This window comes from Rhizobium sp. 42MFCr.1, from assembly GCF_000377185.1.
GTDB lineage: Bacteria > Pseudomonadota > Alphaproteobacteria > Rhizobiales > Rhizobiaceae > Rhizobium > Rhizobium altiplani.
Genome location: NZ_KB897831.1, coordinates 111,716 through 132,943 on the forward strand (window position 1 = coordinate 111,716; position 21,228 = coordinate 132,943).

19 protein-coding genes and 1 pseudogene are annotated in these 21,228 nt (G+C 61.7%); 9 read left to right on the forward strand and 11 right to left on the reverse strand.

Translation table 11 applies throughout. The annotated features are described in order from the left end of the window. Nucleotides 1-18 precede the first annotated feature (18 nt). Complete coding sequence (locus C934_RS0115650; RefSeq protein WP_018857599.1) at nucleotides 19-1,329, forward strand: MFS transporter; 1,311 nt, start codon at nucleotides 19-21, stop codon at nucleotides 1,327-1,329. Here C934_RS0115650 and C934_RS0115655 read toward each other — a convergent pair. Genes C934_RS0115655 through C934_RS0115675 form a run of 5 tightly spaced genes read right to left on the reverse strand, consistent with a single transcriptional unit; the run spans nucleotide 1,326 to nucleotide 8,571 of the window. Further along, on the reverse strand, nucleotides 1,326-1,742 hold the full coding sequence (locus C934_RS0115655) for a GNAT family N-acetyltransferase (RefSeq protein ID WP_018857600.1): 417 nt from the start codon (nucleotides 1,740-1,742) through the stop codon (nucleotides 1,326-1,328). The genes C934_RS0115650 and C934_RS0115655 overlap by 4 nt on opposite strands. A 4-nt stretch (nucleotides 1,743-1,746) precedes the next feature. After that, the gene (locus C934_RS0115660; RefSeq protein ID WP_018857601.1) at nucleotides 1,747-3,816 is read right to left on the reverse strand and encodes a membrane protein; all 2,070 of its coding nucleotides are present in this window, start codon (nucleotides 3,814-3,816) and stop codon (nucleotides 1,747-1,749) included. 1 nt (nucleotide 3,817) lies between these two features. Then, the gene (locus C934_RS0115665) at nucleotides 3,818-6,631 is read right to left on the reverse strand and encodes a DUF4159 domain-containing protein (protein WP_018857602.1); all 2,814 of its coding nucleotides are present in this window, start codon (nucleotides 6,629-6,631) and stop codon (nucleotides 3,818-3,820) included. Next, entirely contained in the window at nucleotides 6,628-7,548 is a 921-nt protein-coding gene (locus tag C934_RS0115670; protein WP_018857603.1) for a DUF58 domain-containing protein, read from the reverse strand. The genes C934_RS0115665 and C934_RS0115670 overlap by 4 nt, the downstream gene beginning before the upstream one ends. Nucleotides 7,549-7,560: 12 nt before the next feature. Further along, the gene (locus tag C934_RS0115675; protein ID WP_018857604.1) at nucleotides 7,561-8,571 is read right to left on the reverse strand and encodes an AAA family ATPase; all 1,011 of its coding nucleotides are present in this window, start codon (nucleotides 8,569-8,571) and stop codon (nucleotides 7,561-7,563) included. A 158-nt stretch (nucleotides 8,572-8,729) separates the two neighbouring features. Here C934_RS0115675 and C934_RS0115680 point away from each other — a divergent pair, with 158 nt between their 5' ends. The 3 genes from C934_RS0115680 to C934_RS0115690 are packed head-to-tail and all read left to right on the forward strand — an operon-like array spanning nucleotide 8,730 to nucleotide 11,247. Beyond that, nucleotides 8,730-9,353: a DUF1285 domain-containing protein gene (locus C934_RS0115680; protein ID WP_018857605.1), complete on the forward strand. Its 624-nt coding sequence runs from the start codon at nucleotides 8,730-8,732 to the stop codon at nucleotides 9,351-9,353. Then, nucleotides 9,350-10,000: a CoA pyrophosphatase gene (locus tag C934_RS0115685; RefSeq protein ID WP_018857606.1), complete on the forward strand. Its 651-nt coding sequence runs from the start codon at nucleotides 9,350-9,352 to the stop codon at nucleotides 9,998-10,000. Before C934_RS0115680 ends, C934_RS0115685 begins: the two co-directional genes overlap by 4 nt. Continuing rightward, nucleotides 9,997-11,247: a CCA tRNA nucleotidyltransferase gene (locus C934_RS0115690; protein WP_018857607.1), complete on the forward strand. Its 1,251-nt coding sequence runs from the start codon at nucleotides 9,997-9,999 to the stop codon at nucleotides 11,245-11,247. Before C934_RS0115685 ends, C934_RS0115690 begins: the two co-directional genes overlap by 4 nt. A gap of 1 nt (nucleotide 11,248) precedes the next feature. Here the strand turns inward: C934_RS0115690 and C934_RS0115695 are convergent, their stop codons facing one another. From C934_RS0115695 to hemF, 3 genes are all read right to left on the reverse strand, one after another. Further along, nucleotides 11,249-11,434 (reverse strand): DUF1059 domain-containing protein, encoded by a 186-nt coding sequence (locus tag C934_RS0115695; protein WP_018857608.1) that lies wholly within the window; start codon nucleotides 11,432-11,434, stop codon nucleotides 11,249-11,251. 111 nt (nucleotides 11,435-11,545) lie between these two features. Further along, nucleotides 11,546-11,806 carry a hypothetical protein gene (locus C934_RS0115700; RefSeq protein ID WP_025660392.1) on the reverse strand — a complete coding sequence of 87 codons (261 nt, stop codon included), beginning with the start codon at nucleotides 11,804-11,806 and terminating at the stop codon, nucleotides 11,546-11,548. Nucleotides 11,807-11,896: 90 nt separating this feature from the next. After that, nucleotides 11,897-12,811: an oxygen-dependent coproporphyrinogen oxidase gene (gene hemF, locus C934_RS0115705; protein WP_018857610.1), complete on the reverse strand. Its 915-nt coding sequence runs from the start codon at nucleotides 12,809-12,811 to the stop codon at nucleotides 11,897-11,899. A 166-nt stretch (nucleotides 12,812-12,977) separates the two neighbouring features. Here hemF and C934_RS0115710 point away from each other — a divergent pair, with 166 nt between their 5' ends. Next, a complete protein-coding gene (locus C934_RS0115710; protein WP_026371829.1) occupies nucleotides 12,978-13,238 on the forward strand; it encodes a hypothetical protein in 261 nt (86 codons plus the stop codon). 5 nt (nucleotides 13,239-13,243) lie between these two features. Here the strand turns inward: C934_RS0115710 and C934_RS0115715 are convergent, their stop codons facing one another. Together C934_RS0115715 and C934_RS0115720 are read right to left on the reverse strand one after the other, a co-directional pair. Continuing rightward, nucleotides 13,244-14,890 carry a Na/Pi cotransporter family protein gene (locus C934_RS0115715; protein ID WP_018857612.1) on the reverse strand — a complete coding sequence of 549 codons (1,647 nt, stop codon included), beginning with the start codon at nucleotides 14,888-14,890 and terminating at the stop codon, nucleotides 13,244-13,246. A gap of 195 nt (nucleotides 14,891-15,085) precedes the next feature. Then, nucleotides 15,086-15,547 (reverse strand): tRNA (cytidine(34)-2'-O)-methyltransferase, encoded by a 462-nt coding sequence (locus C934_RS0115720; protein WP_018857613.1) that lies wholly within the window; start codon nucleotides 15,545-15,547, stop codon nucleotides 15,086-15,088. 388 nt (nucleotides 15,548-15,935) lie between these two features. Here C934_RS0115720 and C934_RS0115725 point away from each other — a divergent pair, with 388 nt between their 5' ends. Beyond that, the gene (locus tag C934_RS0115725) at nucleotides 15,936-17,792 is read left to right on the forward strand and encodes an ABC transporter ATP-binding protein (RefSeq protein ID WP_018857614.1); all 1,857 of its coding nucleotides are present in this window, start codon (nucleotides 15,936-15,938) and stop codon (nucleotides 17,790-17,792) included. Between the two features lie 60 nt (nucleotides 17,793-17,852). Here the strand turns inward: C934_RS0115725 and C934_RS0115730 are convergent, their stop codons facing one another. Beyond that, a complete protein-coding gene (locus C934_RS0115730) occupies nucleotides 17,853-18,062 on the reverse strand; it encodes a ribbon-helix-helix protein, CopG family (RefSeq protein ID WP_018857615.1) in 210 nt (69 codons plus the stop codon). A 182-nt stretch (nucleotides 18,063-18,244) separates the two neighbouring features. On the opposite strand from C934_RS0115730, the gene C934_RS0115735 reads away from it, so the two are divergent. From C934_RS0115735 to C934_RS34680, 3 genes and pseudogenes are all read left to right on the forward strand, one after another. Next, entirely contained in the window at nucleotides 18,245-20,164 is a 1,920-nt protein-coding gene (locus tag C934_RS0115735) for an ABC transporter ATP-binding protein (RefSeq protein ID WP_018857616.1), read from the forward strand. A 323-nt stretch (nucleotides 20,165-20,487) separates the two neighbouring features. Further along, complete coding sequence (petA, locus tag C934_RS0115740) at nucleotides 20,488-21,066, forward strand: ubiquinol-cytochrome c reductase iron-sulfur subunit (RefSeq protein ID WP_018857617.1); 579 nt, start codon at nucleotides 20,488-20,490, stop codon at nucleotides 21,064-21,066. A 13-nt stretch (nucleotides 21,067-21,079) separates the two neighbouring features. Next, nucleotides 21,080-21,228, forward strand: a pseudogene (locus C934_RS34680) (cytochrome b); the annotation flags it as partial.

The following is a 21,228-nucleotide window of genomic DNA, read 5'->3' on the forward strand; positions in this document are numbered from 1 at the left end:
AGCGGCTTGAGAGGTAGCATGAGCAACGTTTCCATGGACGAGGCGCTGGATCGCGCCGGCACCGGGCCCTTCCAGTGGCGCCTGATCGGCATCTTCGGTCTTGTCTGGACAGCGGACGCGATGCAGGTCCTCGCCGTCGGCTTTACGGCAGCCTCGATCGCGGCCACCTTCGGGTTGACTGTTCCGCAAGCCCTGCAGACAGGTACGCTGTTCTTTCTCGGCATGCTCATCGGCGCTGTCGCCTTTGGGCGCATGGCCGACAAGGTCGGGCGGCGTCGGGTCCTGATCACCACTGTTGCCTGCGATGCGCTTTTCGGCACCCTTTCCATCTTCGCTCCCAGCTTTGCCAGCCTGCTCGTGCTGCGTTTCCTGACAGGAGTGGCGGTCGGTGGCACGTTGCCTGTCGACTATGCGATGATGGCGGAGTTCCTGCCCGCCAAGAGCCGTGGCCGCTGGCTGGTGGCGTTGGAAGGCTTCTGGGCGGTCGGCACGCTGATCGTCGCACTGGCTGCCTGGGCTGCGAGCGTCGCCGGGGTAGCCGATACCTGGCGCTACATTTTCGCCGTCACCGCAGTTCCGGCGCTGCTGGGCCTGACACTGCGCTTCTTCGTTCCTGAATCGCCACTCTACCTGCTGCGGACCGGGCGGGCGGGCGAGGCCAAGGTGATCGTCAACCGAATGCTGGCGCTGCACCGGAAAGCACCACTGCTGCCCGAGGATCAAATCGTCGCGTCGTCGCAGGTGGCTGAGGGCATCTTCTCCGACGAGCTTCGTCGCCGAAGTGTACTGATCCTGACGATCTGGTTCCTGGTTTCCGTTTCCTACTACGGGGTCTTCACCTGGATGCCGGCGAAGCTGGCCAGCGATGGGTTCGGCTTCGTCCGCGGATACGGCTTTCTGGTCTTCGTCGCCCTGGCTCAGATCCCGGGCTATGTACTTGCCGCCTACGGGGTCGAGGCTTGGGGTCGCAGGCCGACCTTGATCGGTTTCTGCCTGCTGTCTGCGCTTGGTTGCCTGCTCTTCGTGGTTTCTCCTGACGACATACTGATCGGCGCGTCGCTGCTGGTCATGAGTTTTGCGCTACTCGGGACGTGGGGCGCGCTCTATGCCTACACCCCGGAACTCTATCCCACCGCCTCACGGGCGACAGGCATGGGCGCTGCGGGGGCGATGGCCCGCCTTGGCGGACTGCTGGCTCCATCCCTGATGGCGTTCATCGTCACGGGTGGGTTCGGTCTGGCCATCGGCCTGTTTGCGGGCCTGCTGGTCGTGGCGGCCTTTGCGGCAACGGCGATCGATATTGAAACACGCCAGGCGGCGCTCAGCTAGAGCATCTTGCGCAGAAACGTGCGGGTACGGCCTTTCGGAAACTCTGGTAGTTCGCCGAATATCTCGTAGCCTTGCCGTTGATACGCTCGCAGGGCTAGCGGATTGAAGGTGTCGATCCAAGCCCCATGGCAGCCACGTGCCGCTGCTTCCTCTTCCGCCAAAGCAAGGATCTTGCCGGCCATGCCCTTGCCGCGTTCCTTGTCGGGAATGTACAGCAACTGCGTGAAGAGCCATCCCCAGGCGGTATAGCCGGACAGGCCACCGGTGACGTTCCCGTCGGTATCTCGAATGAGAACCGCGAGCGGTTGCCGTTCGGCTGGGCCGACGTCATGGACGTTGAAGGCTGATAGCGCGTCGCCGATCGTGCTGAGATCATCGGCGGCGGGCGAGCCGGTCACTTCAAACTCGGCCATGCCGCTAACGCCCTTCGCGCCACCACATGGCGCCAAAGGCAAGCAGCAGAATGCCGACACCGGCGAAACCGGCAAACAGCGGCAGGGTGTTGATGCCCTTCAGCACCGTTTCGTTGGTAAGGTGGATCTGCATGCGGTCGTCGTCGGCAACGCGGATCTGGCCGCGAACCGGCAGGATCGGCGGGATGCTGATCGCGCCGCTGCTATCGGAAACGCGGGTGACGAGCCCCTTCGACTTGTCGGAAATCGGCTTCAACGCCTCGGTCGTCGAGATCATGGCCTTGAATTCAGGAGCATCGACTGCGCCGACATGCGCCAGCGTCGTCATGTCGCCGTTTCTGATCTCGAAAAGGCCGATCTCGTCCATCTTCTTCTCGGCCTTGAAGAGGCCCGGCTCGGCTTGCGTCAGGGGGAGAGTTTCCGTCCTTCCCGAGGGATATCGGACCGTTGCATTGCCCGGGTCGCCGCCAATGGTCTGACGCGTGATCTCCAGCGTGCGGCCGGATGCGCGTGCCGTCAGGGCCTCTTCCTCAAGGGCGGGCTCCTTCATCAGCCAGTGGGCGACGCGGCGATAGAGCGACACATGCGGGCCTCCGCCCTCGAAGCCGCGGGCCCAGAGCCAGCCCTGGTCGGAGAGCAGCATGGCGACACGCCCCTGTCCGGCGCGATTGAGAACGAGCAGCGGATGGTTGTCAGCGCCGACCATCACCGTCTGGCCCTGCGGCGGCTCCACATCGACGCTGCGGAACCAGCGGCCCCAATGCGGCGGTTCGTCAGCGGATCCATCGAGGCCGCGGGTAACGGGGTGCTTGCGGCCTTCCTCCGAAAGCCGGGGGTAAAAGGCTTTTTCGATCATCTGCCCGGTCGGTGCGGCCGGCAGCACCGACGATAGCGGCGTCAGGGCAATCGAATCCTGGCCGGCATGTTCTGGGCCGGCAGCGATCAACAGCGCGCCGCCATTTTCCACGTACTGGGCGATATAGTCGTAGTAGAGGATCGGCAGCACGCCGCGATGCTGATAGCGGTCGAAGATGATCAGGTCGAAGTCCTTGATCTTATCGACGAACAGCTCGCGGGTTGGGAAGGCGATCAGCGACAGTTCGTTGATCGGTGTGCCGTCCTGCTTTTCGGGCGGGCGCAGAATGGTAAAGTGGACGAGATCCACCGAGGCATCCGACTTCAAGAGATTGCGCCAGGCGCGCTCGCCGGCATGCGGCTCGCCGGAGACGAGCAGAACGCGCAGGTTTTCGCGAATGCCGTCGATCAGGTGGACCGCGCGGTTGTTGGCGTCGGTGACTTCGCCCGGAAGATCGGCGACCGAAAATTCGAGAACGTTGCTGCCGCCGCGCTCGACCTTGAACGAAAAGGGCGTGTCGCGGCCAGGCGTTGCCTGGAGCGTGGCGATCTCGTTGCCGTTGAGTTTCACCGTGACGCTTGCCGTGCCGCCGGGGCTCGGTCCGTCGTCGAAGACGCGCAGCATCAATTGCTGCTCCTCATTGACGATCCCGAAGCGCGGTGCCTTCACGACCTCGATGCGGCGGTCGAACTCGTTGGCCTTGCCCGTGATCAGGCCGTGGATCGGCGCGTCGAAGCCGAGCGCCTGATTGACGCCGGGAACGTCGTGGATTTCGCCGTCCGTCAGCATGATCGCGCCGCCGATGCGCGCGGGCGGCACGTCCGCGACAGCCGCCGAAAGCGCATTGAACAGCCGGGTCGAGGGAGCATCGGAATCTTGCGGCTCCGTCGCGTCGACGTAGCGCGGCTCGACATTGGGGAAGCGCGAGAGGCGATCCTTCAACTGCGCCAGCGCATCGTCGGTCATCTTGATGCGATCAGGCGTTTGCTGGCTCTGGCTGCGGTCAACAATGACGGGCACGACGGTCGACAGTGGGTCGCGATCTTCCTGCAGCAAGAGAGGGTTGGCGAGGGCAGCCAGCAAGGCAAGGGCCGCGATCGAACGAATCCATGCGCCGCGCACGCCGCGCCAGATGCCAAAGGCAGCGGTTGCGAGAACAATAACCGCCAGACCCGCCAGGAGCGACCAAGGAATGAAGGGTGAAAAATCAACCGTCATATCACTGTCCCAACCGTTCCAGCAGGGCGGGGACGTGGACCTGATCGGTCTTGTAGTTGCCGGTTAGCATGTACATCATGATGTTGACGCCGCTGCGGTAGGCGTATTCGCGCTGTGTCTCGTCCGGGGGGACCGTCGGCAACAACGGTACCCCATTGTCATCGACGGCCCAGGCACCGGCAAAATCGTTGCCGGTGATGAGGATCGGGGAAACGCCGTCGGCCGTGGCCGCCGACTTGGCGTTTTCGGGACGACTTTCCTGGCGTGCTTCAATCCAGAGCGGGCTACCCGTGTAGCGGCCGGGGAAGCTTGAGAGCAGGTAGAACGATTTCGTCAGCACGTGGTCCGACGGCACCGGTTCCAGCGGCGGAATATCGAGATTGGCAAGGATTTGCTGCAAGCGCTCGCCGTTGGCGCTGACCGAGCCGCCATTGTTGTCGAGCGCGCTGAACTGATCGCGCGTATCGAAGAGCACGGTTCCGCCGGCGCGCATATAGGCATCGATCTTGTTGATTGCAGCTGCCGAGGGCATCGGCGCGGTGGCCGAGATCGGCCAATAGATGATCGGATAGAAGGTGAGCTCATCCTTGGTGAGATCCACGCCGACAGGCGGTGATGGCTCCAACGTGGTGCGGTATGTCAGGAATTCCGTCAGGCCCTCCAGCCCGCGTTCGGATATGTGGTCGACGTCCTGTTCGCCGGTGACGACATAGGCGAGGTGCGTATTGTCGAGCCGCTGGAAGATCTGATCGTCGCCGGGCTTGGAGTCGTCGGCATGCGATTGCCCCGGCTGCAGGAAGAAGGCCGCACTGACCGCCACAGCGACAAGCGCCGCTGTTCGCGCCGCCGGGCGCAGCCTCGAGAAAGCGCCGCTCATGAACATTACGATCAGGCTGTCGGCCAGCAGCAACAGGAAGGCGATCAGGAACAGCGCGGGCTTTGCCGACCAGGTTTCGCCGCCGATCAGCCCTTCGCGCACGACTGTGAGACCCGACGTATCAAGCGGCTTCAGTTCGGCATTCTTCGGCAGGATGTTCAGCGCGGTAAATCCTTCTTCGGAGCCGTAAAGGCCGGGCGGGTTGTCGAAGCTTGCGACCGGCGTGACCTTCGCGTTCGGGATCAGCGGACGCGCCGTGCCGGTTTCGGTCGTGAGTGCGCCTTTGGCGGTCAACAATCGGAAAGGCGGCAGCGCCTCGGCGGTCGATGCACCGCCGGCTTCAGCGGTAACGCCACCGGAACGCGACAACTGGACGAGGCGGCGCAGCATCTCGACAAAATTGCCCGAGATCGGCAGGTCAGACCACGTCGCTTCTGCGCTGACATGGAACAGGACGATCCTGCCTGCATTGATCGGCTTCGTCGTGACCAGCGGCGTGCCATCGGCGAGGCTCGCCCAGGTGCGCTCGGCAAGATCCGGCGTCGGCTCTGCGAGAACCTGCCGCTTGACGGTAACATCGGTCGGCTTCGGCATGCCGGCGAAGGGGCCGAAGGTTGGAAATTCGGCGAGGGGCTGCGGTTCGGCCCATGAGAGCGCGCCACCCAATGCACGCTCGCCCTGGCGCAACGTCACCGGCACCAGCGGATCGTCGGCGGGTGCGGCGGCAAGGCGCGGCCCGGCGAAGCGGACAAGTGTTCCGCCATTTGCGATCCAGCGCTGCAGCGGCTCGTAGGTTTCCTGGGGTAGGCGACCGATATCCGCCATGATGATGACAGATGGATTCTGCGACAGGAGATCCGGGATCGAGGTCGCGAGATCAGGCGTGTTCGGCTCGATCAAATCGGCATAAGGCTGCAAAGCGCGCTGGATGTAATAAAGCGGCGAAAGCAGCGGTTGGAAAGTGTCACCGACCTCACCTGATAGCAGAACCACGCGGCGACGCTTGAAACCGTCGTCGAGCAGATGCACGGCGCCAGCCGTCGCGTGGTTGTCGATGCTGACGCGCGCGAAATCGTTGCGCATCTCAAACGGTGCGGTGATTGATCCGGTCGCGACGCTCTGACCCGGCTGGAAGTCGATCGAGCCGGTCGCGATCGCGCGTCCCTGCGTGTCCTGCGCGGTGATCGGGCGCGAGGCGGCAGCGCCACTGTCGAGGCGCGTGGCGGTGACCGTCATCGCGTCGGCGGCATTGCTTGCGGACGTGATCGCAATCGTTTCGTTTGCGTCTCCTGAGATCAATCGCAATTGGGCAGGCGAGAGGTCGGAAAGCTGGCGGACGGTCGTGTCGTTCTCTCTTGCGGCGGCGCCATCCGTAAGGAAGGCGAGAGTGCCGGGATGGACGCCGTTCAGCGCGGCGCGGAGAGCCTCGAAAGCACGCTGGCGATCCGGCACAAGCGGCTTCGGTTCTGCGGCACGCAGCTTGTCGCGGGCGACGGCTGCCGTTCCGGGGACGGCATCGTTGGTCGGGTCGGCGGTGAAGGCGATCGCCACCGGAGTACCAGCGGATTCCGCGTCGTCGATCAGGGCGTCAGCGGTCTTCACGCGGCGATCCCAATCCGGCGAGGTGGCCCAGCCGTTGTCAACAAAGAGCACGAGCGGACCGCCGGAAGCGATTGAATTGGTGCGCGGATTGAAGACCGGATCGGCGATGGCCAGGATGACTGCGGTCGCAAGCAGCATGCGCAGCAGCGTCAGCCACCAGGGACTCTGGGCAGGGGTTTCTTCCCGCTTCAGGACCGTGGCGAGAATCTTCAGAGGTGGGAAGACTTCTGTCTTCGGGCGCGGCGGCGTCAGTCTGAGAAGCCACCAGATGATCGGCAAGGCCACAAGGGCGCCGAGGATTGCGGGATAGGCAAAAGCAAAGGGGAGAGCGTTCACGCGCGTTCTCCCTGCGTCATCCTTGCGGGCATGCCCGAAAGGTACATGTGGACGGCGACCAGCGCTTCAGAGGCTAGGTGGTCTGTGCGGTGGCTGACGAAGGTCCAGCCCATGTGGCGCAGCGCCTGGCCGAGATCGTCCCGGCGGTCGAGATAGGCGCGGGTATAGGCTTCGCGAACATGCTCGGCGCGGCCGGATGTCAGCTTCGACCCTGTCTCGGGGTCGGTGAATTCGGTGCGGCCATCATACGGGAAGAGCTCCTCGGCCGGATCGGCGATCTCGATCACGTGGCCGCGCAGACCGCGCCGCGCCAAGGGGGCGATGCGCGCCATCACTGCTCGCGCGTCATCGAGAAAATCGCCAATCAAGACGAGTTCGCTCCAGCCGCGGATCATCGCCGTATCGGGCAGCCCTCCGCTCAGCGGCGCGTGCATCAATGCCGTCGCAAGCCGTTCCGCGGCATTGCGTGCGGCAATCGGTTCCATGACGCCGGGACATCCGATGCGTTCGCCGGAACGCGCCAGGATTTCGGCAAGCGCCAGCATGATGACGAGCGCGCGGCCTTCCTTGGAGGCGTTTCCGAAGGTCGACTTGTACATCATCGAGGGAGACATGTCGGCCCAGAGCCAGATCGTATGGGCTGCTTCCCACTCGCGGTCGCGGATGTAGGTATGGTCGTCGCGCGCCGAACGGCGCCAATCGATGCGGGATAGACTTTCGCCCTCGGTATAGGGACGGAACTGCCAGAAATTCTCGCCGATGCCGCGCTTGCGGCGACCGTGCCAGCCGGCGATCACCGTGTTGGCGATCCGCTTGGCCTCGACCAGACAATCCGGCACAAGGCTCGCCCGCTGCCTTGCGCGAGCGAGGGCGTCATTGCCCGAGGTCGGATTGACGATCTGTCCGATGGGTGCCACGCAGACGCTTCCTTATCCCTTGGCCTGCTTGACCAGCCCTTCGATGACATCGCGAACCGACATGCCTTCCGCGCGGGCCGCAAATGTCAGCGCCATGCGGTGCTGCAGCACCGGTTCCGCGAGGGCATGGACGTCGTCAATAGACGGCGCCAGGCGGCCTTCGTAAAGGGCACGGGCGCGGGCGCAAAGCATCATGGCTTGGCCGGCGCGCGGACCAGGGCCCCAGGCGACGTTCTTGTCGGTCGCGGCATTTCCCTGACCCGGACGGGCCGAGCGAACAAGCGCGAGGATGGCGTCGACAACCTTGTCGCTGACCGGCATCTGGCGAATGAGCGTTTGGATTTCGACGAGGCGCTCCGCGTTCAGGATCGCTTGCGGCGTCGTTTCGCTGGTCCCGGTCGTCTCGAGCAGGATCTGTCGCTCGGCGGCGAGCTCCGGATAGTGGACGTCTACCTGGAGAAGGAAGCGGTCGAGCTGCGCCTCGGGCAAGGGATAGGTGCCTTCCTGCTCCAGCGGGTTCTGGGTGGCCAGGACGTGGAAGGGCGCGGGCAGATCGTAGCGGTGGCCGGCAACGGTGATGTGGTATTCCTGCATGGACTGCAGCAGGGCCGATTGCGTGCGCGGCGACGCGCGGTTGATTTCGTCGGCCATGAGGAGTTGGGCGAACACCGGTCCCTTGACGAAACGGAAGGAACGGCGGCCGCTGTCATCTTGGTCCATCACTTCGGAGCCCAAGATATCGGAAGGCATCAGATCCGGTGTGAACTGGATGCGGTTGGAGGCGAGGCCAAGCACTTCGCCGAGGGTAGTAACGAGTTTGGTCTTGGCAAGGCCCGGCACACCGACCAGCAGGGCATGGCCGCCCGAAAGAACCGCGAGAAGAGTGTTCTCGACGACGCTTTCCTGGCCGAAGATCACCTTCGAGACTTCACCCCGCACGGCGGCAATATCTGCAAGGGCCTTCTCGGCCGCGGCGATGATCGCCTTTTCATCGAGGGGGGCTTCGGTCTTCATCATACCCATAAGGCATCTCCAGCGGGTGATATCATTCGTCGCGAATCGGCAGACTTACACGCAAGCGTCATACCAGATAGAGTTATGGAGATGTTGCGGGCTGACAAGTTCGTTCCGAATGACTATCTCGTGACCTTCTTGAGTTAAAGACAAACCGGGACAGAAGAATGGCAGCCGAAGAGATCAAGGCGACAACAGACGCGGCCGGTCTTGCTGCGCTGATTTCGCGCGCCGCCGGTGATGCAGGGGCCAAAGCCCGAGGCCTTCCGCCCGTCGACAAGTGGAATCCGCCGTTCTGCGGCGATATCGACATGGAAATCCGAGCGGACGGAACATGGTTCTACATGGGAACGCCGATCGGCCGGGCGCCGCTCGTCAGGTTGTTCTCCACGGTCCTGCGCAAGGACGAAGATGAGAAGACCTACCTTGTAACCCCCGTCGAACGGGTTGGTATCCGGGTTGTCGATGCGCCGTTCGTCGCCGTTGAAATGAATGCCGGAGAAAGGGATGGCGAGCCGCTGTTAACTTTCCGGACCAATGTCGGTGACGTGGTCGAGGCTGGGCCGGAGCATCCGCTGCGTTTTGTAGTTCATGGCGAAAACAGCGAGTTGAAGCCCTATCTTCATGTTCGCGGGCGGCTGGAGGCGCTGGTTTCGCGACCGATCATGTACGAACTCGTCGAGCTCGGCGAACGCCTTGAAGTCGACGGTAAGACGATGTTCTGTCTGCGCTCCGGCGGTGTGACCTTTCCTGTCATGCCGGCGGAAGAACTGGATGCACTCTCCCGATGAACAATGTTTTGACCGAAAACCGTTCGCTCTATTCAGCGGCTGAATTCCGCCGTCGCGCTCTTCACCAGAGCGGTGGTCCGGTGGATCTCTCCTGGCGTGATCACGGCGATCACATTCTCAACCCCGATATCGTCACGCAGGTGGAGACCTTCAAACTTCGCGATGCCGCGGTGCTGGTGCCTGTTATCGACGATGGTGACGATGCGCATGTGATTTTCACGCAGCGCACGGCGACGCTGCGCAAGCATTCCGGACAGATCGCGTTCCCGGGTGGAAAGATTGACGCCATCGACGGCTCCGCCGAAAAGGCCGCAATCCGGGAAACCGAAGAGGAGATCGGCATCGACGGCTCCTTTGTCGAGACCGTGGCGCGGCTTCCGAACTATCTGGCGTCGACCGGCTTCCGTATAACGCCAGTGCTCGCCGTTGTTCGGCGCGGCTTCGAATTGAAACTCAACCCCACCGAGGTGGATGACGTGTTCGAAGTACCGCTGTCCTTTCTCATGAACCCGGCCAACCACAGCCGCGACAGGCGCGTGCTTGACGGTCTCGAACGACAATTCTACCGGATGCCCTATGAAAGCCGGATGATCTGGGGCATTACCGCCGGCATCGTTCGCACCCTCTATGAAAGGCTCTATGCATGACCAACCTTGGCAACGAGGCATGGTTCAAGGATCCGGCTCTGACGCGTGTTTTTGCGTTGCTCAACTCTGATGGAGAAGGGCGCGTCGTCGGTGGGGCGGTCCGCAACAGCCTCATGCGGCTTCCGGTCAGTGACATTGATGTCGCCACGACCCTTACGCCGGAGCAGGTCATCGAGCGGGCGGTTGCCGCTGGGATCAAGGCTGTGCCGACCGGCGTGGCGCACGGCACTGTGACCCTCGTCATCGATGGCAAGCCGTTCGAGGTCACGACGCTGAGGGCAGACGTGGAAACCGATGGGCGGCGTGCAAAGGTAGCCTTCAGTTCCGATTGGCGGACAGACGCGGAACGCCGCGACCTCACGATCAACGCGCTCTATGTCGACGCCAAAGGCGATGTGATCGACCTGGTCGGTGGTCTCGCCGATATCGAGAAGCGCAATATCCGCTTCATTGGGGACGCGGCGACGCGTGTTGCCGAGGACTATCTGCGTATCCTGCGATTTTTCCGGTTCTTCGCCTACTATGGCTCCGGTCGTCCGGATGCTGATGGGTTGAGAGCCTGCGCATCGGCTCGCGCCAAGCTGAAGACGCTTTCAGCCGAAAGGGTCTGGTCGGAACTGCGCAAGCTACTCAGCGCCGAAGATCCCGGACGGGCACTTCTGTGGATGCGACAGGTCGGCGTGCTCAGCGAAATCCTGCCAGAGACTGAGAAATGGGGGATCGACACCATTCCGACATTGATCGGTACGGAGCAAGCGCTTGCCTGGAAGCCAGATCCGCTTCTGCGTCTTGCTGCCATCATTCCGCCCGATGCCGATCGGCTGGAGAAGATGGCGGCGCGCCTCAAGCTGGCCAATGCCGAGGCCGCCTGGTTCAAGGCATGGGCCAAGGCGCCTGTTATCAATGATGAATTGTCCTCGGCCGCCCTTTCACGACTGCTTTTTCGGCACGGCGCCGACGGCATCAATACCCGCTTGAAACTTGCGCTGGCAACAGCACGCGGCAAGGCGGAAGGTGACACACAGGAGATGGCTCGCTCGGCAAGGCTCGGCAAGCTGCTCGAACTGGCGGATAACTGGAAGAAACCGCAATTCCCGATCAATGGCGGCGACGTCATGGCTGCCGGTGTCCCGGCCGGGAAGCAGGTCGGCGAGACGCTGTCGGTCTTGGAAAACGCCTGGATCGAGGAAAACTTCATACCGGACCGGGCGGCGTTGCTCGCCCGGCTGAAGGATCTGGTGGGGTAGTTTAGGCCGCTGTCGCCTCGTTGCGGATGCGGGCCTTGATGTTTTCTACCATGTTTTCGCGGATCACGGTCTCGCCGTGGGCGTTGCGCATATGTTCGACAACGCGACGGACGATTTCGGCATCGTCATTCGCGCGGGTATGCCAGTCGCATCCAGGAACGAGCGTTCCGCATTCGAAGAGTCTCATTCTTTTCCTCCTTCGGTTTCATGCGATTGCGCGATGATGCAATGGCTGAATGCTCGAGGGGTAAGAAGGTTCCGGCCGGCGCGAAGGACCGGCCGGTTGGTCATTTTCTTGTTATTCGGGCATCGCCCAGGATCTGAAGCAATCTGTCGCCGCCTTGTTGTCCGGACGCTTTGCCAGACGGTCCAGTTCTTCCGGTGTCTTGCCGCCTGCCAGCTGGAGTTTCACTTGTTCCACAAAGCAGGAAAGGGGAAGGTCGGAGCCGCTTTTCGCCCGGAGCCGTTCTGCAATCCGGCTCAAAAATTCGGGTGCATCCATAGATGGGGGTTGCTCTGGCGCACCCGCCGATGCCGCAGAGCTACTTTGTACCGTCATGACAATCCTCCTCCGATTGTTACGCGTACATGCACAGAGTTAGTGGTCCAGTCTCCGAATTTAAGCCCTTCAGACGTCTTTTTTGTCTGATCACGGCCAACGGACAAGAGGGGGCAAGGATGAGAGAATGGACTCGACGTTTCCTCCTGTCTTGAGGCCAAAGATTGTACCTCGATCATAGAGTAAATTGAACTCAACATAGCGCCCACGGCGAATCAATTGTTCGTCACGATCCGCGTCTGTCCACGGCTTATTGAAGTTGGTGCGAACAATGCGTGGATAAACCATGGCGAAAGCCCGTCCGACGTCGCGGGTGAAGGCGAAATCGGCGTCCCATCCGCCGGCTTCCTCGCCGGAATGCAGCCAGTCATAGAAGATGCCCCCGATGCCGCGCGCTTCGTTGCGGTGCTTGAGGAAGAAATACTCGTCGCACCATTTCTTGTAGGCGGCGTAATCGGCGACGCCCGAGTGGCTGCGGCAGGCGATCTCCATCGCCTTGTGAAACAGCTGGCTGTCCTCATCTTCCTGCGTACGGCGGCGGTCGAGCACTGGCGTCAGGTCGGCGCCGCCGCCGAACCAGCGGCTCGAGGTTACGACCATGCGCGTGTTCATGTGAACGGCCGGTACGTTGGGGTTGACCGGATGGGCGATCAGCGAGATGCCAGAGGCCCAGAAACGCGGATCTTCCTTGGCGCCGGGCATCTGGGCGCGCAGATCAGGCGCGAATTCGCCATAGACGGTGGATGTATGCACGCCAACCTTCTCGAAGACGCGGCCATGCATCATCGACATGCGGCCGCCGCCACCGGCGCCATTTTCGCGCGTCCATTCCTTCGCCACGAAGAGGCCGGGTTCTCTATCGGAGAGTGGGCCCGAGAGTTCGTCTTCGAGCGCTTCGAATGAGGCGCAGATAGTATCGCGAAGACTTTCAAACCAGGCGCGGGCGACTGACTTCTTCTCTTCGATATCGTCCGGCAGGCCGATCGGAAGTTCGGGTCGTTCCATTTCATCTCTCTCCGAGCGGGTCGCCATCGACTCGCGCTTTCGTCTTTGCTGCTCTGATAGCAGGTAGGGCAGGGTCCTGCCAGCAGAGGCGATGCCTGAGGGCTCCTCAGATTCGACTCGCAAAAGGCGGCTTTCGATACTAACTTTTTGTCACAGAGGTAGGCTCATGACGAAAATCCCTGGACCTCCGTCGTTCGACGGTCTCAAGCGACGGATTGCTACCCACCGGGCGGAAGGCACACCCCGGAATAACGATCGTTTCGTGCGACAAACCTATTGCCTCAATCTGCTCGACGCGCGCGCCAAGGCGCGCGAATGGTTCGACGAGTATCCCAAGGCCGCGTACTGGACGGAGGTCGAGAGTTGGCGTCAGTTGGAAGGCGACCAGATCGAATTCACCATGCGCCGGCTGCCGTCCGCCGATTGATCGGTCTACTCGGCCGCACCCTTCAACCTGCTTTCGATGAGCAGGCCGCTTTCGTCGAGGATGGGGTGGGCGACGGAGACGATGTGGGCGTTGATGCGCTTTAGGTCGCGCAGCATGTCGAGGTGCAGCGAGCTTGTCTGCAGGCTGTCGGCGCGACCGTCGCGCAGGCGCTCCAGATGCCGCTCCGACGATTGCTTTTCCATCCGGCGAACCTCGACCTTCACCTCCATCAACTGCCTGGCGAGATTGAAGTCGCCGGTGACGAGGATCGTCTGGGCAATGCGCAGATTGTCGATCGTAAGGTGGAAGAGCTTGCGCAGCTCCTCATAGCCTTCCTCGGAGAATTTCAAGCCGAGCGAAACCTTCTTCGTCACCTGCGGCATCAGCCCCTTCTCGATGATGTCGCCGATGTGTTCGAGATTGATGGCGTAGTCGATGATCACGATCGAGCGGCGCCCGTCCTCTTCGCTGAGCCCGGCATGGCCGAGCTTGGAGAGATAGATCTTCACCTCCTGCTGCAGGCTGTCGACCCGCTTTTCCAGCGACGGGATTTCCTTCAGGTTCGCCAGGTTGTTGGCCTCGAAGGCATCCGAGGCGCGCATCAGCATGCGTTCGATCAGGTCACCGACGCCGAGCACCTCCCTTGTCGCACTGGCCAGCGCCACGACCGGTGTCGCCAGCTCCTGCTGGTCGAGATAGCGTGGTCCGCCCTCCGCCTGGGCCTCCTCCGGCACCAGCCTGAGCATCAACCGCGAGAGGGGGCGGGAGAACGGCCAGGCGAGCGCAGCCAGCATCAGGTTGAAGCCTAGATGGGCGTCGACCGGCAGTTTCGCCGGCGTCAGCGGCAGCGTTCCAAGCAGGTCGGCGCCGTAGCCTGCGAGCGGCAATGCGATCAGGCAGCCGATGGCGCGTACGATCAGATTGCCGAGCGTGACGCGCCTGGCGGCTGCCGGACCGGCAAGCGAGGCGATCACCGGCGGAATGGCGCCGCCGAGATTGGCGCCGAGCACCAGAACGATGATCAGCCCTGCTGACAGGATGCCCGTCGAGGCCAGCGAGAGAATGAGGACGACGGCGGCAAGGCTCGACGACGAGATGAAGGCGATGACTGCGGAAAAGGCGAGTGCGACCGGCCAGGCATTGTCGAGCAGGGCAATGAAGGCGCCGAGCGCCGGCGACTGCCGCATCGGTTCGGTGGCGCTGCTCAAAAGATGCAGCGACAACAGCATCAGGCCGATGCCGATCAGTGCGGTGCCGCCGCCCTGGCGCGACGACGAGCCGCTGCGATGCAGCACCATGCCGGCAAGGATCACCAGTGGTGACAGCCACGCGATGCCGGTGGCGACGATCCAGGCGGTCACCGCGGTTCCGACATTGGCGCCGAGCAGGACGATCTGCGCCATGCGCGGCTTCACCAGCTCGCGCTCGACGAAGGAGGCGACCATCAGCGCGGTTGCCGTCGAACTCTGCAGCGCAATCGTCGCAAAGAAGCCCGAGACGAACGAGCGCAGGCCGCTGCGCGTGCCGGTGGCAAGGCCGGTGCGCAACCGCGCCCCAAACGCACGCGACACGCCGTCCTTCACCTGGGCCAGGCCGAACAGCAGCAGCGCTACCGCGCCGAACAGGTTGATCATGACGATCGTCGATTCCATGCTGCCGTTTCTTTGCCTCTTATGCGGGAAGGGTGTTCCTATTCGAATATAGGTTCTCAAGTGTTTGAAAATATGGCGTTACGCGCGCAATTTTTATTGCTCGGCTAAAAACTATACGCTGCTTGGGGAAATTCACAACGTCGTTCGCGACATATTTTGAAGCGGTATCGTCGTCGAGGTCGCGAAGGTCGGAAATCAGCGCCAGACGGTCTGCCGCATGGCTTCTCCGACGATCATCGCAGCCGAGACGGCGACGTTTATCGAGCGTTGGCCTTCCACCATGGGAACGAGGATCCGGGCGTCGGCTGCCGCGTGGACATGATCAGGGACGCCGGCGCTCTCGCGGCCGAAAAGAAGGATGTCGTCGTCACGGAATGCGAAGTCGGTATAGCGGTCGGACGACTTGGTGGACGCCAGCACCAAACGCCGACCGGTAGCCTTTCGCCAGTCCTCGAAGCGATCCCAATTGACATGGCGGGTGAGGGCGGCTGCGGCGATATAGTCCATGCCTGCCCGTTTGAGGTTGCGGTCGGATATGTCGAAACCAGCAGGCTCGATAATGTCGACAGCGAAGCCAAGACAGGCGGCGAGACGCAGGATGGTTCCCGTATTGCCGGGTATGTCAGGCTGATAGAGCGCTAGTCTGAGGATCGCCATGGTCTAGGCCGTATTTTTCGGTTTTCGTCGAAGGACGCCTATTGCAACTGTGATTTCAGCGCAATAGGGCGCATTTTGGCCGATAATTGTTCAATTTCCGGCCGGTCGGGGCTGGAAATTCTGCTTGATTCGCGTTAAGGGTGCACATCTTTTAATCGCCAGAAGGGAGCGCCAAGATGGAAATATTGCCGCGTATGCGCTCTCGATGCGTGACCCCGCGAGTGGCGACCTGGCACGCGTAGTGCCATTTCTCTCCTGAGTTCCCATTTCTAACCTTTGCGCGGCCGTTATGGCCTCGTCCCGTGAACGTCCGGTTCCCATATGAGCTCTCAAGCGCCGTTTTGCGCGAGCCGGGGAGGCTGGACCGATCAGGTTTCGGAGCATTTTCATGTTTGGCTGGTTCGAGCAGCGACTTCATCCTTTCCCGACCGAGGAGCCGGTTGCTCCTCCGAAGGGTCTTTTTGCATTTTGCTGGCACTACACTAAGCCGGCAGCACCGTGGCTCGCCATCATGGCAGTGCTGACGGCGCTGATCGCCGTCGGCGAGGTGGCGCTCTTCCAGTTCCTCGGTGATATCGTGGACTGGCTGACTAAAGCCGACAAGGCGACATTTCTGGAGTCGGAATGGCCGAGGTTGGCATGGATGGGATCGTTGATCCTCATCGGCCTGCCGCTGGCGGCGGGGCTGGATTCACTCATCATGCATCAGGTGCTACTCGGCAACTATCCGATGATCGCACGCTGGCAGATGCACCGTTTCCTGCTGCGTCACAGCATGACCTTTTTCGCCAACGAATTCGCCGGACGCGTTGCGACGAAGGTGATGCAGACGTCGCTTGCGGTTCGCGAAACGACGATGAAGATCCTCGATGTCTTCGTCTATGTCGTCACCTACTTCCTGTCGATGATCATTGTGATCGCTGCTGCCGACTGGCGGCTGATGATACCGATCCTCGTTTGGCTCGCTGTCTATATCGGAATCGTGTCCTACTTCGTGCCGCGGCTTCGCAAGATCGCGGCACAGCAGGCGGATGCGCGCTCTATGATGACGGGGCGGGTGGTCGACAGCTACACGAACATCGCGACGGTGAAGCTGTTCTCGCATGCCGGCCGCGAAGAGACCTATGCGCGTAGCGGCATGGAGGAGTTCCTCGAAACTGTCCACTCGCAGATGCGTCGCGTCACGTTGTTTCATATATCCGTCTATATGAACAACTGCGTGGCGTTGTTCGTGGTGTCCGGCCTGTCCATCTGGTTCTGGCTGAACGGACAGATCTCGGTCGGTGCCATTGCTATTGCGATCGGTCTTGCCATGCGTGTCAACGGCATGTCGCAGTGGATCATGTGGGAAGTCTCGGCGCTGTTCGAGAACATCGGCACGGTCTATGACGGCATGGAGATGATGACGAAGAAGCATGACATCGTCGACAAGCCGAACGCGCCGCAGTTGTCAGCGAGGAAGGGTGCAATCCACTACGAGCGCATCCGCTTCCACTATGGCAAGGGCAAAGGTGTCATCGACAATCTCTCCCTAGACATCAAGGCGGGTGAGAAGGTCGGCCTGGTCGGTCGCTCCGGTGCCGGCAAGACGACGCTGATGAACCTGTTGCTGCGCTTCTACGATCTGGAGGCCGGCCGCATCACGATCGATGGGCAGGACATCTCGGGCGTGTCCCAGGAAAGCCTGCGTGAACTGATCGGCGTCGTGACGCAGGATACGTCCCTGCTGCACCGGTCGATCCGCGACAACATCGCCTATGGCCGCCCGGACGCGACCGACGCCCAGGTGATCGAAGCCGCCAGGCGTGCGAATGCCTGGGACTTCATCGAAGGGCTTGTCGACATGCAGGGCCGCACAGGGCTCGACGCGCAGGTAGGCGAACGCGGCGTGAAGCTCTCCGGCGGCCAGCGTCAGCGCGTCGCGATCGCCCGCGTCTTCCTGAAGGACGCGCCGATCCTGGTGCTCGACGAGGCGACATCGGCGCTCGACTCCGAGGTCGAGGCAGCGATTCAGGAAAACCTATTTGCGCTGATGGAAGGCAAGACGGTGATTGCGATCGCGCATCGCCTGTCGACCCTGACCGAGATGGACCGTCTGATCGTGCTCGACAAGGGCAGGATCATCGAGGCCGGCGCCCACGCAGAGCTGGTCCAGCAGGGCGGTATTTACGCTGACCTGTGGAACCGTCAGTCCGGCGGCTTCTTGGCGGATCACTCGGAAGAGGCGGAAGAGGCGGCCGAATAGAAAGAAGCCCTCCCTGCGGATGCGGGGAGGGCTTCTCTTTTCGTGTCCATGGATGTGGTGTCAGAGGCTGTCTGCCCAGTCTTTCACCCGGTTTCCTTCGACAAGCATGCTATTGGTCGACACAAGCGTACGCAATGCGAACAGACGTCGCTCTTCCTCGCGATCGACCCACGTAGAGATCGCCTCGGCGATTGCCTCGTCGTAGGACATTTCCAACTGTTCAACGATTGCATCAAGTCGTTCCGCAAGGGGCAGCGGAATACTCGACAATACTGTCTTCCTTGCTTGCATCGCGGCCGTCTCCCGTAAGAATCCATTGTACCTCGAGATTGTGACGAGGTCAGTCTCATTCAACAACGATGCCGTTGTTGTTACCGATTGTTACGAAAATATAAGGTTGCGCCCTGGGCCCGTTGCTTTCCCGCCCTGGCTAATAAGCCTATATCGCATTTATGCTGATAAAACGACTCCTTCGTGTCTTTGAAAATTGGATTAATCCCTTTGCGCCGCGGGAAAACATTCAGCCCCCGCGTTCCACGCTTGGATTCATCTGGTTCTATATCGGGCAGGCGAAGACGCCCTTCGTCGCGATGCTCGTGCTCGGCGGGATGTCGGCGGCAATCGAGGCGGCGCTCTTCTGGTTCGTCGGCCGGCTTGTCGATATCCTCGCGACGATCACGCCGGCCGCAGGCTGGAGCGGCCTTCTTGCCGCGCACGGCGCCGAACTCTTCGGTATGCTCGTCCTTATCGGCATCGTCCGCTTTGTCGTCGCGCTGTTGATTGCGCTCGTCGATCAGCAGGTGATCACGCCCGGCTTCTATAACCTCGCGCGCTGGCAATCCTACCTGCATGTTTCGAGGCAATCGCTCTCGTTCTTTCAAAGCGATTTCTCCGGCCGCGTCGTCACCAAGGTCTGGTCGGCGGGCCAGGCCACGGGCGATCTGGTGACGTCGCTGATGGAGAGCGTCTGGTTCGTCGGCATCTATGCGGCGACAACGCTGGTGCTCGTCGCGCGGCTGGATCTCTCGCTTGCCGTGGTCGTGCTCTGCTGGCTCGGCGTGTTCGGCGTTCTCGCGCGTTATTTCGTGCCCCGCATCCGATTGCATTCCCGGGAAACGGCGGAAGCGGCGTCGATGATCAACGGGCGCATGGTGGACGCCTACAGCAACATCCAGACACTGAAGCTGTTTGCGCGTGACGAAGAGAGCGACCGCTACATGCGGCAAGGCTTCGACTTCTATCAGCACACTGTCCTGCGGTTCACGCGCTTCATCACCGGGGTACGCGCCTCGATGGCACTGCTTTCGGGCATCATGATCGTTACGATGGCCGGACTGAGCGTTCATCTTTGGCTGGCGGGGCTCATCAGTTCCGGCGCGGTCGCCTTCTCGCTGGCGCTTGTGCTGCGCCTCAACTTCCTTCTCGGCCGGCTGATGACCCAGTTCAACGGCATCATGCGCAACCTCGGCACGATCCAGAATGCTGCCGAGCTGATCTCGCAGCCGCTTGGACTGGTCGATCGCCCCGGTGCCCGCGACCTTACTATTCGACAGCCCGGCATCCGCTTCGAGAACGTCTCTTTCCACTACGGCAGACCAGATGGCGTTATCGACAACTTCTCGCTCACGATCGAGCCGGGGGAGAAGGTCGGCATCGTCGGGCGCTCGGGCGCCGGCAAGTCGACACTGGTCAACCTCCTGCTGCGGCTCTACGACCTCGAAGGTGGACGGATCTTGATCGACGGCCAGGACATTGCGTCCGTCACGCAGGAAACCCTGCGCATGCAGATCGGCGTTGTCAGCCAGGATACGTCGCTCCTGCATCGTTCCGTCCGGGACAATATCTTGTTTGGGCGCCCTGATGCGGGCGAGGCGCGGTTGGTCGAAGCGGCTCGGCGCGCGGAAGCGCTTGGCTTCATCGAGCGCCTGCAGGACCAGAATGGCCGCAGGGGTTTCGACGCGCACGTCGGGGAGCGTGGCGTGAAGCTTTCCGGCGGTCAGCGCCAGCGTATCGCGATTGCGCGCGTCATGCTGAAGGATGCGCCGATCCTCGTTCTCGACGAAGCAACATCGGCGCTGGATTCCGAGGTGGAAGAGGCGATCCAATCCAATCTGATCGGCCTCATGCAAGGCAAGACGGTGCTTGCCATCGCGCATCGGCTCTCGACCATCGCCGCCCTCGACCGATTGATCGTCATCGACGAGGGGGGGATTATAGAAGAGGGGACGCACGAAGCTCTGCTGAAACAGGGTGGTCTCTATGCCGAACTCTGGGCACGGCAATCCGGTGGGTTCATCGCAACCGATGTCGAGGCGCCACCGCCCGGTTCAAAGGCACACCGTAAACTCGGCGACGAGGCCAAAGTCGTCTGAGATGCAGTGTTACCTTCGGTCCACTGGAATGGTTTCAGCCGTAGTGGCCGGTCGGCGGGAACGCCGTCGACGCTGGTGCCGAAGGCTCGAGTTGGTGCAATGCGCAGCTGTGGCAAGCATGTGATTGTCTTCGAAAATCATCTGAAAATTCCCGCGACATTGTGCCCACATGGCCTTGCCAAGGCTGGACATAATTTGCGATCAAGCTTAGAACGCGCCGGATTGGTGGGGAATCTATGGTCGAATTGTGTCGCGACAGATTCGCCGCCGCGAGGAGCAGGGGCGGAGTTCCGCAAAATTTGCGTAGAGGATGGTTATAAGCCGTGAGCGAACACGAAACGACAGGCGAGATCACGGGCGAGCCGACTCGCCGTGATTTCCTTTATCTCACCACAGGCATGGCGGGGGCGGTTGGGGCCGTTGCGGTTGCATGGCCGTTTATCGACCAGATGCGTCCGGATGCTTCGACGTTGGCGCTGGCCTCGATCGAGGTTGACGTTTCCAGCCTCGAGCCGGGAATGTCGCTGACGGCCAAGTGGCGCGGCAAGCCGATCTTCATCCGCAACCGTACGCCCGAGGAAGTGAAGGCTGCCGATGAGGTGCCGCTTTCCGACCTGAAGGACCCGGTGGCGCGCAACGCCAACCTGCCGTCCGACGCGCAGGCGACCGGCGTCGACCGTTCGGCCGGCAAGGACAAGGAAAACTGGATCGTCATGATCGGCTCGTGCACCCATCTCGGCTGCATCCCGCTCGGCCAGGCCGGCGAATACAATGGTTGGTTCTGTCCCTGCCATGGCTCGGTCTACGACACGGCCGGCCGCATCCGCAAAGGTCCGGCGCCGCAGAACCTGGCGATCCCGACCTATTCGTTCGTTTCCGATAAAGTAATCAAGATCGGTTGAGGGGGACTGATTTATGAGTGGCCATTCCAGCTACGAGCCATCAACCGGCCTTGAGAAGTGGATCGATGCGCGCCTGCCTTTGCCGCGCATGGTCTATGACAGTTTCGTCGCCTATCCGGTTCCGCGCAACCTGAACTATGCCTACACCTTCGGCGCCATGCT